The 14,054-nt window shown below is 38.4% G+C and carries 14 protein-coding genes; all 14 read right to left on the bottom strand.

The window, feature by feature from the left end; all coding sequences use genetic code 11:
- Positions 1-115: 115 nt before the first annotated feature.
- Positions 116-1,405, bottom strand: coding sequence for a SpoIVB peptidase (gene spoIVB / locus CCK98_RS24170; RefSeq protein WP_088088910.1), 1,290 nt, complete (start codon positions 1,403-1,405; stop codon positions 116-118).
- Positions 1,406-1,581: 176 nt separating this feature from the next.
- A complete protein-coding gene (gene recN / locus CCK98_RS24175) occupies positions 1,582-3,291 on the bottom strand; it encodes a DNA repair protein RecN (RefSeq protein ID WP_088088911.1) in 1,710 nt (569 codons plus the stop codon).
- A gap of 15 nt (positions 3,292-3,306) precedes the next feature.
- The gene (gene ahrC / locus CCK98_RS24180; protein WP_088088912.1) at positions 3,307-3,756 is read right to left on the bottom strand and encodes a transcriptional regulator AhrC/ArgR; all 450 of its coding nucleotides are present in this window, start codon (positions 3,754-3,756) and stop codon (positions 3,307-3,309) included.
- A 150-nt stretch (positions 3,757-3,906) separates the two neighbouring features.
- Positions 3,907-4,746, bottom strand: coding sequence for a TlyA family RNA methyltransferase (locus tag CCK98_RS24185; protein WP_088088913.1), 840 nt, complete (start codon positions 4,744-4,746; stop codon positions 3,907-3,909).
- A gap of 3 nt (positions 4,747-4,749) precedes the next feature.
- The gene (dxs, locus tag CCK98_RS24190; protein WP_088088914.1) at positions 4,750-6,645 is read right to left on the bottom strand and encodes a 1-deoxy-D-xylulose-5-phosphate synthase; all 1,896 of its coding nucleotides are present in this window, start codon (positions 6,643-6,645) and stop codon (positions 4,750-4,752) included.
- Between the two features lie 187 nt (positions 6,646-6,832).
- Positions 6,833-7,726, bottom strand: coding sequence for a polyprenyl synthetase family protein (locus CCK98_RS24195; RefSeq protein WP_088088915.1), 894 nt, complete (start codon positions 7,724-7,726; stop codon positions 6,833-6,835).
- A gap of 3 nt (positions 7,727-7,729) precedes the next feature.
- Positions 7,730-7,963, bottom strand: a complete 234-nt coding sequence (locus CCK98_RS24200) for an exodeoxyribonuclease VII small subunit (protein WP_088088916.1) — start codon at positions 7,961-7,963, stop codon at positions 7,730-7,732.
- On the bottom strand, positions 7,953-9,311 hold the full coding sequence (gene xseA, locus CCK98_RS24205) for an exodeoxyribonuclease VII large subunit (RefSeq protein WP_088088917.1): 1,359 nt from the start codon (positions 9,309-9,311) through the stop codon (positions 7,953-7,955). Before xseA ends, CCK98_RS24200 begins: the two co-directional genes overlap by 11 nt.
- 106 nt (positions 9,312-9,417) lie before the next feature.
- Positions 9,418-10,275: a bifunctional methylenetetrahydrofolate dehydrogenase/methenyltetrahydrofolate cyclohydrolase FolD gene (gene folD / locus CCK98_RS24210; RefSeq protein WP_088088918.1), complete on the bottom strand. Its 858-nt coding sequence runs from the start codon at positions 10,273-10,275 to the stop codon at positions 9,418-9,420.
- Positions 10,276-10,313: 38 nt separating this feature from the next.
- Positions 10,314-10,712, bottom strand: a complete 399-nt coding sequence (gene nusB / locus CCK98_RS24215; protein ID WP_088088919.1) for a transcription antitermination factor NusB — start codon at positions 10,710-10,712, stop codon at positions 10,314-10,316.
- Between the two features lie 222 nt (positions 10,713-10,934).
- Positions 10,935-11,345, bottom strand: a complete 411-nt coding sequence (locus tag CCK98_RS24220) for an Asp23/Gls24 family envelope stress response protein (protein WP_088088920.1) — start codon at positions 11,343-11,345, stop codon at positions 10,935-10,937.
- A gap of 18 nt (positions 11,346-11,363) precedes the next feature.
- Positions 11,364-12,719 carry an acetyl-CoA carboxylase biotin carboxylase subunit gene (accC, locus tag CCK98_RS24225; protein ID WP_088088921.1) on the bottom strand — a complete coding sequence of 452 codons (1,356 nt, stop codon included), beginning with the start codon at positions 12,717-12,719 and terminating at the stop codon, positions 11,364-11,366.
- A 14-nt stretch (positions 12,720-12,733) separates the two neighbouring features.
- A complete protein-coding gene (gene accB / locus CCK98_RS24230) occupies positions 12,734-13,246 on the bottom strand; it encodes an acetyl-CoA carboxylase biotin carboxyl carrier protein (RefSeq protein ID WP_088088922.1) in 513 nt (170 codons plus the stop codon).
- A gap of 250 nt (positions 13,247-13,496) precedes the next feature.
- Complete coding sequence (locus CCK98_RS24235; RefSeq protein ID WP_088088923.1) at positions 13,497-14,048, bottom strand: SpoIIIAH-like family protein; 552 nt, start codon at positions 14,046-14,048, stop codon at positions 13,497-13,499.
- Positions 14,049-14,054 lie beyond the last annotated feature (6 nt).

The following is a 14,054-nucleotide window of genomic DNA, read 5'->3' on the forward strand; positions in this document are numbered from 1 at the left end:
TTTTTCTCACCTTTTCGACGTAAAACGCGTTATTTCTAAAATATGGATGTTTTTTGTCGAAAAATGTTTATGTAAAAAGCAAAATAGGGGGATTTTCCTATTTTGCTCCAATGTCCTAACTTGCTTTATTTTTTGGCATTTCATATATGTTAATTCCAGCTTCATTTAACATCCATTCAATGTGTACCCCGTATCCTGAGGTTGGATCATTAACAAAAACATGTGTAACTGCTCCAATTAGTTTTCCATCTTGAATAATTGGGCTGCCGCTCATCCCTTGAACAATACCTCCTGTTTTTTTAAGGAGCTTAGGGTCCGTTACTTTTATTACCATGCCTTTGGTTGCTGGAAACTTTTGCGGGATTGTGCTGACAATTTCGATATCAAATTCTTCTACTTGGTCATCATTAACGACCGTTAATATCTTTGCAGGTCCTTCTTTTACTTGATGTGATAATGCGATAGGAAGTGGTTTATCCATAACACCATTTTTTAATTCTTTTACCATTTCACCAAAAATACCAAATGGGCTGTTCTTTTGGATATTACCAACGATTTCTCGGTCCGAAGAAAAGCGGGCAAGTTTTTCACCAGGGTCTCCGTTACTTCCCTTTTCAATGGAAGTTACGGTAGACCGGACAATTTGTCCATCTTCAACAACAATTGGCTGTTTTGTATCCATGTCTGATATTACATGCCCAAGGGCACCATATTTCTTAGATTGTGGATGAACAAAGGTCATTGTTCCAATTCCAGCAGCGGAATCTCTAATATATAAACCAAGCTTATAAATATTTTCCCCTTTGTCTTTTAATGGGGTTAATTGTGTAGTAAATTTTCCACTTTCCCGACTAATAACCATATCGAGGGGTTTTCCTTCTTGTCCAGCGGTTTGTACAAATGGTGCTACATCTGACATTTTTTCAATTTTATTACCGTTAATTTCAGTAATGATATCCCCAATTTTTATACCTGCAATTTCACCTGGAGATTTTTTTCCAGATATAGTATTGATTAAATGGTGGCCCACAACCAAAACGCCGACTGTGTTTAATTTTACGCCGATTGACTGGCCGCCTGGAATGACTCTAAAATCCTTTAAGACGCGTACGTCAACCTTTTTTATAGGAATCCCTGCAAACTCTAACAGCATTTCATTTTTTCCATTTTCAGTTGCCTTCATTGAAACCGTATGTTTTCCTTGATCAAGTGTAATATTTGAATTGTGAGAAACCAAAGCGGCTGATACCGGGGCAGCCTTTTGAAAATTATAGTCTTGTCCTTCAAAAACTGTAATCATCTTAGGTATCGCAAGGTATTGCTGTATAGGCTGAAAAAAAATAAGGCTAATTAATGAAACAAGGAGAATTCCACCAATAATCTTTCTAATTATTTCTAACTTCAAATTCTTCACTCTCCTCGCTTCTTTTCATTACATTGAAATGGCTACATCTTTAATTTTGCCTCCTTGACAATCATTTATAACTTGGTTCTACATAAAAAAGCTACCCGAAATGGATAGCATTACAATTTTTATTAAAAATATAGAAATTTTAGCCTTTTTACGGCAAATGTTTCAGTTTAGTGACTTGTCAAAGCACTTCCACTTTTTTTGTTTTCTGCAGCTAAATGTAATAATTCTTCTGCATGTTTTTTAGTGAGATCGGTTATTTCTGTTCCAGATATCATCCGGCCAATTTCATTAATTTTTTCATCAATCTCTAACGGGGTCACAGAAGTTTTCGTTCTCCCCCCTTTTATGATCTTTGAAATAAACAAATGAGTATCAGCCATGGCTGCCACTTGAGGCAGATGAGAAATACACAAAACCTGTGATTCGGCAGCCACCTTATAGATTTTCTCCGCAATCGATTGGGCAACCCTGCCGCTCACACCAGTATCTACCTCATCGAAAATAATAGATGTTACTCCTTGATGCTTGGAAAAAATACTTTTTAATGCCAACATAATTCTAGATAATTCCCCTCCAGAAGCAACCTTTGATAAGGGCTTCAATGGTTCTCCGGGGTTAGTTGAGATAAAAAATTCGACATGGTCTACACCGTTTTTTGTAAATTGAATGGTATTTGATTCAAAACGAATTTCAAAAACAGTTTTCGCCATATACAATTCTTTTAATTCTTTATGTATTAACCTTGTTAGTTTATCAGCCCATTTAAGACGAATTTCAGTTAACTGCTTCGCTTCAAGGATTAAGTCTTTTTTTACAGAAGTTAATTCTTTTTCTAATTCGCTTATATGTGTTTCTTTATTTTGCAATGTTTCAATTTCTTCTTCAATATTTGCAGCATACTCTAATATTTCATGAATTGTTTTTCCGTATTTTCGTTTGAGCTGATTAATTTCATTCAACCGGTCTTCGATTTCATGTAACCGGTGCGGGTCGAACTCTAATATATCTAATTCATTTCTTAAAGCACGCGCCGCATCTTCTAATTGGTAGTAGCTATTCGAGACAGATTCGTAGATGTCTTTATACGCCGTATCAAGTGCCGCAGCGTCTTCTAGGTGTCCCATAACCATACTAATCCAATCCAGCCCTTTTTGTTCTCCCTGCAAGGCTGTATGGCTGGACTGAATGGCTCCAAATACTCTTTCGAAATTAGTTAGTTTTCTTTTTTCCTCAAAAAGATCTTCATCTTCATTGAGCTTTAAATTTGCCTTTTGAATTTCATCCAATTGAAACTGTATTAAATCTAACCGATGGGCGGTTTGTTGATCATTTTCACTTAATGCTTTTAACTTTTGGAAGGTTTGCTCATAACGACGAAATACTTGCTGATATTCACCTTGCGAAGGTACTATATCATCTGCTCCAAATTGATCTAGCAGTGTTAGGTGTCTTGAGTCATCCATTAACTCTTGATGCTCATGCTGACCATGGATATCAACGAGTGTTCCTCCGATTTCCCTGAGAATGGAAATTGTCACAAGCTTTCCATTCACACGGCAAACACTTTTACCGGTTTGGGCAATATCTCGTCGTAAGATAACCGTTCCTTCGTCAATGTCAATCCCGAATTCTAAAGCTTTAGCAATTACCGGATGTTTGTTATCATCAATCTGAAAAAGTCCTTCGATTTCCGCCTTTTCCTCTCCATGACGAACAAATTCTGCAGACCCTCTGCCACCAACTAATAAATGAATAGCATCAATAATGATTGATTTACCTGCACCCGTTTCACCCGTTAAAACCGTTAATCCCTTTGTAAATGTTACAGATAAGGCTTCGATAATAGCGAAATTTTTAATTGATAATTCTGCTAACAAGGAACATTCCCCCAATTAAAGCATATCTAGGAACCGGTTTGTAATAACTTCAGTATCTTCCGGAGTTCGACAAATGATTAACATTGTATCATCCCCACAGATGGTCCCTAATATTTCATCCCAATCGAGATTATCGATTAGTGCGCCAATTGCCATGGCATTACCTGGCAGGCACTTCATGACTAGCAAATGACCTGCCGCATCAATCCGTACAAACGCATCTATTAATGATCTTTTCAGCTTTTGTAATGGATTAAATCTTTGGTCAGCAGGTAAGCTGTACTTATAACGTCCATCGCTTAATGGAACCTTTACAAGATGTAATTCTTTAATATCCCTAGAAACGGTTGCTTGTGTTACATTATAGCCAGCACTCTTTAGTTCATCCACTAACTCGTCCTGTGTCTCGATATCATTAGTAGCAATGATTTCTCTTATTTTAATATGGCGTTGGCCCTTGTTCATTGTTTCACCCCATAATAGTTAAAACATCTAAGTAATATGTACTAACACGCTCTTATACACATGTTAGCCGATTTTTACAAGCTTGTACATTTTTTCTTGTGTAAAAAGGGGGAATTTTCATTCCAAAAGAAGAAAAGGATAAGCATCAGCCTACCCTTCTGAATTTTGTTTTGTTTTAAATTCCACGTGTGATTCCTTTACAATTTCAATAGGGGTGACAAGTAATTGATTAACTCCAATTTCCCGTTCCCCTTCCCATTTTAGATGGAGCAGGTACTCAATGTTCCCATCCCCGCCAGTGATTGGTGAAAAGGATAAGTTTTTTATTGTGTATCCTTGCTGAAAGGCAAAATTAATGATTTTATCAATTACTTGTAAATGTACTTTTTCATCACGAACGATCCCCTTTTTACCAACCTGTTCACGTCCAGCCTCAAATTGCGGTTTTACTAGTGCTATGACGTCACTTCCAGGGACTAAGAGTGTTTTTAAGACAGGTAATATCAACGTTAAGGAGATAAACGATACATCGATTGTGGCGAAATTTGGCATCTCTCCATTTAAATCGGCAGGTGTAACATAGCGGAAATTTGTCCTCTCCATTACTATGACACGTTCATCCTGTCTAAGTTTCCAAGCAAGCTGATTATAGCCTACATCCAAAGCATAGGACATTTTTGCACCGTTCTGTAATGCACAATCGGTAAAGCCGCCAGTTGAAGATCCAATGTCGAGCAATACTTTGTTTGTAACACTCACATCAAATACCTTCAAAGCCTTTTCAAGCTTTAATCCACCACGGCTTACATACGGAAGGATCTTCCCTTTGATACTAAGTGGAATATCCGTTTTCACCTTTTCTCCTGGTTTATCCAACCGCTCTTCGTTTGAATAAACTAGCCCTGCCATAATCGTTCGTTTTGCTTTTTCTCTGGTTTCAATTAAACCTCTTTCTACAAGTAAAACGTCTAACCGTTCTTTATTTTTCATATTTTAAGCCCTTTGTTGTTTTTTTCTAGCTAGTATAGAAACCCGTTTGATTACTTCTTCCGTCGTTAAACCAATTTCTTTAAGAAGTGAGTCAACATCTCCATGTTCAATAAATTGGTCCGGGATTCCGATTCTGTCGATGTGCGCGTGATAAAATCCTTGGGTTTGTGCGTACTCCAGAACTGCACTCCCAAACCCCCCTTGTAAAACTGCTTCCTCAATGGTAAGAATCGGCATATTTTTCACAAGTAGATGAGTTAGCATTTTTTCATCCAAAGGCTTGATAAACCGGGCATTAACAACTTTGACGGAGATCCCCTTCTTTTCAAGCACCTCAGCTGCTTCTAAGGCCATTGGAATGGTGGTTCCAAAGGTTAGGATAGCCGCATCATCACCCTCTTTAAGAACCTCCCACGTCCCAATTGGAATGGCTTGAAAATCCTTATCCAATGGGACACCAAGTCCATTCCCACGCGGGAATCTCATGGCAATGGGACCGTCATTATAATTCAGTGCGGTGTAAACCATATGCTGACCTTCATTTTCATCCTTTGGCATCATTAACACCATATTAGGGATATGCCTTAAAAAAGCAATATCAAAAACTCCTTGATGGGTTTCACCATCCGCACCCACCAATCCAGCACGGTCGATTCCAATAAAGACATTTAAGTTTTGACGGCAAATATCATGAACCACCTGATCATAAGCCCGTTGTAAAAAGGTGGAGTAGATCGCCAGAAAAGGCTTCATATTTTGTGTAGCTAATCCCGCAGCGACTGTCGCTGCATGCTGCTCTGCAATCCCTACATCATACATTCGCTCAGGGAACTCACTCGCAAAGCCTTCGAGTTTAGAACCAACAGGCATAGCTGGTGTAATCGCCACAATCCTTTCATCCGTCCTGGCAAGCTTTCGAACCGATTCACTGACAAGGCTGCTCCATGCAGGGGGCGGTGTTTTTACCGGCTTTACGAATGCACCTGTGTCCATTTTATATGGTCCAGTTCCATGCCATGTACCTGTTTTATCACTTTCTGCCGGCTGATAGCCTTTTCCCTTTTTAGTGATGACATGAAGAAGAATCGGACCTTCTGTCTTTTTAGCATAGCTGAAGTTCTCAAATAATGCTTCAAAATTATGACCATCAATTGGGCCGAGATAGGTAAATCCTAGTTCTTCAAAAAACATACCGGAAACAAATAAATATTTAAGGCTGTCTTTCACTCTTTCAGCGGTTGCCGCTAATTTCCCGCCCACTGCAGGTACTTTTTTCAACAGTACTTCAAGCTCATCTTTCACCCATTGATACTTTCCAGCCGTCCGCAATTGACCAAGAATATTATGAAGTGCACCAACATTAGGAGCGATTGACATTTCATTATCATTTAAAATGACAATCATATCTTTTTTCTCATGACCAATATGATTTAAGGCTTCTAACGCCATTCCACCTGTTAAAGCCCCGTCGCCTATAACTGGAATAACAAATGAATTTTCCTTTTTTAAATCTCTAGCAATTGCCATTCCCATAGCCGCAGAAAGAGATGTGGAACTGTGACCTGTTTCCCAAACATCATGCTCGCTTTCAATCCGTTTAGGGAAGCCGCATAAGCCTTTATATTGCCGTAAAGTATCAAACTCACTTGCTCTGCCCGTTAATATTTTATGAACATAAGATTGATGTCCCACATCCCAGATAATCTTATCTGTAGGACTGTTAAAACATTTATGTAAGGCTATGGTTAATTCGACTACACCTAAATTCGGTCCAATATGGCCTCCAGTTACAGACAGCTTTTCAATCAAAAATGTGCGAATTTCTTGACTTAAAGCCTCTAATTCGATTTTCGACATGCCTTTTAAAAAGGCTGGGTCTTTTATTGATAACAGATCCATGTTTGGACCACTCACTTTCATACTTTTATGCATTCTTCTTTTTACCATTGTGTTATATTACACATTTAAATAATTAAGTTTTGATTAAAAAATAGCCGCTAACACGCGAGTGATAACGGCATTGACAACGATTTCTACAATGAAAACAATTATAACACACTTATTTCAATGCCTCAAATACCGTTTTCTAATGGTCTCTTGAAGCAACTAATTCCGTTATTTCCATCAAAAGGGTCGTATTCAAGCCTGTCATACCCAGAAATTGCTTCGACAGGTTTATTTGTTTATTTAAGGCTGCAATTGCCCCTTCTAACGATAACAACTGCGGATACGTACTTTTATGATTGGAGGTATCACTACCAACAGGTTTCCCAATCAATTGCTGATTCCCCACCAAATCAAGAATATCATCTTGGATTTGAAAAGCGAGACCTAGATGATGGGCGAAAGAGGAAAGATTTTTTAATTGTTCCTGATTTGCACCCGCCATTATTGCTCCTCCCAGTACGCTAAATCCGAGCAGCTTACCCGTTTTATGAATGTGTATATACTCAAGTTCTTCGAGAGTTAAGGATTTCCCTTCTCCTTCCATATCTGCAACTTGACCGCCAACCATTCCTTCCGTTCCAGAAGCCTTTGCCAACTCAATCACTAATTTTAGTTTTGTATCTGCTGAAGCGAATTCAGATGGAATATTCCCGATTACCTCAAAGCTATATGTTAATAAAGCATCTCCTGCTAAAATCGCAATAGCATCACCAAAAACTTTATGATTTGTGGGTTTTCCTCTTCTAAGGTCATCATTATCCATGCTTGGCAAATCGTCGTGGATTAGGGAATATGTATGAACCATCTCAATGGCCGAAGCAGCAAGAAGCCCATTTTTGGGGTCTACCCCAAATGCTTCTAGAGTAGCGAATAATAAAAGGGGGCGAATTCGTTTACCTCCTGCTTCAAGTGAATAGATCATTGATTCTTTAATAATAGGAGGGGCGTCAAGCTTATTAACCAGAGTCCGAAGCTCCGAATCAAGCTGAAGTTTATATTCTCGTGCAAATACATCTAGTAACCCGGTTCCCAAGTCTTATTCCTCCTCATCAATCGTAAAACTCTCCGTCCGACCGTCCTCCGTAATAATTTGTGTTAATTGTTCTTCGACACTTTTTAATTTATCATGGCAAAGTTTGGACAGCTCCATACCTTCTTTATAGAAGATGATCGCTTCTTCTAACGGTACATCTCCTTCTTCAAGCTTATCCACAATTCGTTCCAATTTAGTCATTGCCTCTTCAAAGGAAATTTTCTTTTCATTCGTCACGTTTTTCGCTCTCCTTCCTATTCTCAACTCTACAGAAAAGACTGCCATCCGTTAATTGAATCTGAACTCGCTCATTCATGTTAACTTGATTAATGCTTTTAATCAGTCTGTTTTCTTCCGAATAAGCTAAACTATATCCACGTTCCATGATTTTCAAGGGGCTTAACGCACCTAAGGTCGAAAGGATCCTTTCAAATTCTGTTTGCTTTTTTGAAAGTACTTGCTGCATGGCACGTTTCATCTCTTTATTGGTTAGGTCTAAACGTTTTTGTGCTTCTCGTAATGCCTCAATCGGATGATTCCTCTGCAAGCGTTTATAAAGAATTTCGTGCTGCCCTTTTTTTATTAAGGACAACCTGGATGTCCCGCGGACCAGCATTTCCGTTAGTTTATCAACCTGCTCCAGCTTTTGTTCATATAATCGATGGGGATAGCGAAAGGCATAGGATTTCTGAACACGAGCTAATCGTTCTTTTTCAAACTGGAATTTACCCTTCATCGTCCGAAGAAGGCGAGTTTGCCGCTGTAAAACCCTGTCCAATAACTCATCCATATGTGGGACGGCAAGTTCTGCAGCACCAGTTGGGGTCGGAGCGCGTAAATCCGCTACAAAATCAGCAATGGTAAAGTCGGTTTCATGTCCGACGGCTGATATGATCGGGATGTCTGAAGAAAATATCGCTCGGGCAACGAGTTCCTCATTAAAAGCCCACAATTCCTCAATTGATCCCCCGCCGCGTCCAACGATTAGCACATCAATTTCATTCATGCTATTTGCTTTAGCAATAGCCTTAGCAATAGAGGGAGCCGCTTGATCCCCCTGTACAAGGGCAGGAAAAACAAGAATATTAGCGATGGGATACCGTCTTTTAATGGTCGTAATAACATCCCTTAACGCCGCTCCAGTGGGTGAGGTAATCACCCCAACGGTTTTGGGATACAAAGGAATCGCCTTTTTATTTTCTATCGCAAATAATCCTTCTAATTCTAGTCTTTGTTTAAGCTGTTCATAGGCTAAAAACAATTCTCCTATACCATCTGGCCGCATTTCTTTTATATATATTTGATATTGACCACTTGGTTCATAAACAGATATTTCACCTCTAACAATTACTTTCATGCCATTTTCTGGTGTGAATTTCATTGTCCTTGACTGACTCGAAAACATAACCGCAAGAATGCGGGCTTTTTCATCCTTTAAGGTAAAATACATATGACCGCTCGAATGCTGTTTGAAATTTGAAATTTCACCTCTAACGTGAACATCCCGTAAATGTGGATCCGCATCAAATTTTCTTTTTATGTATTTGGTTAAAGCATTCACAGATAAATATCTTTGTTCCTGCATAGGTAACTCCTTTTTATTCGACCAATAGTCAAATGAAAACTCTTCGATTAGCGAAAAACTGTCCTTATCTTCTATATATTTATAAAAGATAAGGACAATTTCCTACTTAATTGCGGTCTAGGCTTTCTGCAGCTGATTTTAAGGTATTATACATAAGCATGGTAATGGTCATCGGTCCTACTCCCTTTGGAACAGGCGTGATATATCCAGCTTTTTCGCTTACCTCAGCAAAAGCTACATCACCGCAAAGCTTTCCGGCTTCATTACGGTTAATTCCAACATCAATGACGACAGCACCGTCTTTTACATGCTCCGCAGTAATAAAATTCGGAATTCCAACAGCAGCAATAAGGATATCCGCTTGGTTTGTATGGAACTTTAGGTCCTTAGTTTTAGAATGACAATAGGTTACAGTTGCATGTTGATTTAAAAATAATTGACCGACCGGCTTTCCGACAATATTACTTCTCCCAACCACGACAACATGCTTCCCTGCTATTGAGATACCTGTTTCTTCAAGTAACACCATAATTCCGTACGGCGTACATGGTAAGAAGGCATTCTGCCCTGTCATCATCCTGCCGATATTAATCGGATGAAACCCATCGACATCCTTATTAGGGGAGATCGATTCAATTACTTTTTTTTCGTCAATGTGTTTGGGGATTGGCAGCTGAACCAAAATGCCATGAATATGATCGTCCTGATTTAATTCTTCAATTCTTGAAAGTAATTCCTCTTCGGAAACTCCCTCTGGCATTTCAATTAAAACAGAGTTCATCCCAAGTTCTTGGCAGGCTTTTTCTTTATTTGTTACATATGTCCGAGAAGCATGGTTATTTCCAACAAGAATAACTGCTAATCCAGGAGTTACCCCAAGTTTTTTTATTCTGCTAACCTCTTCTGCGATTTCGATTCTTTTTTTTGCCGCAATTTCTTTTCCATCAATAATAGTAGCCGTCATTTTCACTTCTCCTTTTGTTCTTAAGTGCGTTCAATCAATTAATCGTTAAGAAGTTTTTGTTTCACCTTTGATAGAACACCATTAATAAACTTACTTGATTGGTCATCACCGTATATTTTTGCTATTTCGATGGCTTCATCTAAAATAACATTTTCCGGAACTTCATTTCGGAAAAACTTCATTTCGTATGTAGCTATTCTTAATAAATTTCGATCGACCGTTGCCAATCGTTCTATGGACCATTTTTCAAGATTTTCACTGATTAAATTGTCAATTAAGGTTTTTTGTTCGACTACCCCTAGAACAAGTTTAGAAAGGTACTCGTCACCCGCCTCTCCTTCCAATACATGCTCAATCGCTGCTGATGGCTCAGTGTTGCTTATGTCGATTTGAAAAAGTGCCTGTAATGCCTTTTCCCTTGCTGTTCTTCTTTTCATTATACAATTAACTCCTTTAGAGATATTAATTAATTTTTGTCTATTTTTCATACATAAATAGTAAATAAGTATTCGAATAGGTTGCACATAAACGATAATAGCATAACTAAAAATGATTCGCACTCTAAGGTTGTTATTTTTCCAATATGTAAGCACTTTTATTTAGGACTTATTTGCAAATAAAGAAAAACCAAAGGAATTTTCTCCTTTGGTTTCCAAGTTTTAGATCTCTGTGTCAATGCTCTCTGGTTCATTCTTATGGTTTTCAAATTGTATCCCAACCACATGAATATTTACTTCTTCAGCATCTAAGGCAGTCATATTCAACAATGCTTGACGAATATTATCCTGCACTTTTCCTGCAACGGAAGGAATGGATACTCCAAACTTCATCATACAATAGACATCTACTTTTATTCCTGACTCTGTTAATTCGACTTTTACGCCCTTACCATGGTTCTTCTTCCCTAAACGCTCAACCACACCTGTTGCAAAATTACCACGCATCGAGGCTACACCTTCCACCTCAGAAGCAGCAATGCCTGCAATAACCTCAATCACTTCAGGAGCAATTTCAATTTTCCCATGTCCGTTATTGCCTTGTTCCATTTCCAAGACACTAAACTCACTCATTAATAACACCTCCAGATATTAAACAGACTTCATCACATCATGCAATTCCAAGAATTTGGTATTAAATCCGCCTTCGACGAACTTTTCATGATCTAGCAGTTTTAAATGGAACGGAATCGTTGTATGGATACCTTCAACAACGAATTCACTCAATGCACGTTTCATTCTTGAAATGGCCTCTTCCCTGCTGTTCCCATATGCGATAACCTTCGCAATCATAGAATCGTAATAAGGCGGAATCGTATACCCTGGATAAGCTGCTGAATCAATACGTATGCCAAACCCGCCAGGTGGAAGGTACATGTTGATTTTCCCTGCAGATGGAAGAAAATTCTTTTCTGGGTTTTCGGCATTAATCCGACATTCGATTGCCCAACCTGTAAAAGTGACATCCTGTTGTTTTAACTTTAACTTTTCTCCAGAAGCCACCCGGATTTGTTCTTTAATTAAATCGATTCCAGTGACCATTTCTGTAACAGGATGCTCCACCTGAATTCTGGTGTTCATTTCCATAAAATAAAACTTTCGATTGCGGTAGTCATATATAAATTCTACCGTTCCCGCACCTGAATAATCAACTGCTTTTGCAGCTTTTACGGCTGCATTTCCCATTTCTTCTCGGATTTCCCCATCTAATGCTGGTGATGGTGATTCTTCAAGAAGCTTTTGCAGCCTTCGCTGGATTGTGCAATCTCTTTCTCCTAAATGAATTGTGTTACCAAAGGAGTCAGCAAGGACCTGAATTTCAACATGACGGAAATCCTCAATATATTTTTCAATGTAAACACCAGGATTTCCAAAGGCTGTCATGGCTTCCTGCTGTGTAATATTAATGCCTTTAATTAATTCCTGCTCGTTCTTGGCAACGCGAATCCCTTTGCCGCCTCCACCAGCAGTTGCTTTTATGATAACTGGATATTGGATTTTTTTAACAAGTTCAAGTGCCTCATCGATATCATTTATAATCCCAGTTGAACCTGGGACAATTGGGACCCCGGCTTCACGCATAGTCTCCCTTGCGATATCCTTAGTACCCATTCTTGTAATGGCCTCTGGGCTTGGACCCACAAATGTTATATTGCATTCGCGGCAAAGCTCTGCGAAATCTGCGTTTTCGGCTAAAAAGCCATACCCTGGGTGAATGGCATCACAAGCTGTAAGCTTAGCCACACTAATTAGATTTGTTACATTTAAATAACTGTCTTTTGATGAAGTAGGGCCAATGCAATAGGCTTCATCTGCGAGCTGTACATGTAATGCTTCACGATCCGCTTCCGAGTAAACGGCAACAGATTCAATTCCCATTTCCCTGCACGCTCGAATAATTCTAACTGCAATTTCTCCTCTGTTTGCAATTAACAGTTTTTTAATCATCCTGTTATCGCTCCTTATTCAGGCTTTACTAAAAATAAAGGCTGTCCGTATTCTACTAATTGTCCATTTTTAGCAAGTATTTCAACAATTTCGCCGTTAATTTCAGCTTCAATTTCATTAAATAATTTCATAGCTTCCACAATACATACAATCGAATCTGTTGTTACATTAGAACCCAGTTTAACATATGCGTCAGTGTCTGGAGTCGGTGAAGCATAAAAAGTCCCTACCATTGGAGAAACAATTTTATGAAGATTGGATGTATCAGCTTGCTTAACAGTCTCTTCTTTTTGAACTTCCTGGTTTACTTCCTGAACAGGAACGGAAGGTGCTGCTGTAGATAAGACTGGTTGTGCTGGTAATACAAATTGAGTTTCTTGTGGAGCCGGACTTACTTGTGAAACATATGTAACTGCACCATTTTTTTTCATTTTAATTTTTGAACCTTCGTTTTCATATACAAATTCATCAATACTTGATTGGTCCACTAATTTAATCAATTCGCGAATTTCTTGTACTTTTAACATTGAGTTACACCCCTCGTACTACAAAATTATGACTAACTACTATAACTATACGATAATACCTAGTGAAAGTTCAATGATGGAAATTATCTCCATCGAAATTCCCCTCTCATATACTTCCTCTCTTATCATAATATTTTTATTAACAAAAGGGAACTTTTACAGTTGGCTGTCATTCAACATATTATTTTAACCTATTTCATGGTATTAAAACAAAAAAGGAAAGTCGTTGACTTTCCTTTTTTGTTTTCATTTATTTTGTTGGTTGGAATTCTACTGCAACATAATTGGTTTCTCCAATTTCTTTTTTCACCTGTAAGATGATTTTATTGGCCTCAGTTGCTGAAGGTTTCTTCTTAGATTTAACTGTGACTCTTACTTTTTCACCATCTGCTCTTACTAATGCATCTTCATAGCCCATTGTTTTAATTAACGTTTCAAGAATTTCTTCTTTTTTGGCCGTTTGATTCAATTGGTCCATTTGATCTTTTACTTTACTTCGCTCAACCGCAGGAATATCTGTGGAGGCCAGCTCCGTCGTTAAATCCTCTTGCTGTTTGCTCCTTAGGTCATCGAGCTTCATACGTAATTCTTCAAACGCTTCATCACCTGCAACAGTTGATACAATTGTTTTATCATCCTTAGCTTCCGTTTTTGTTTTACCCTGATTTTGATCTTTCGCTTTTTGCGAAACAGCAGCTAGATCATTACTCTTCTGTTCCGGAGAGGTAATGTAATAAACAGATAATACAACTACTAAACTTAACATCGTTAATAACCAAACTGTTTGTTTTTTCAATAGCATAGGAAA

Source organism: Bacillus sp. OV166, assembly GCF_900177675.1.
Taxonomy (GTDB): domain Bacteria; phylum Bacillota; class Bacilli; order Bacillales; family Cytobacillaceae; genus Neobacillus.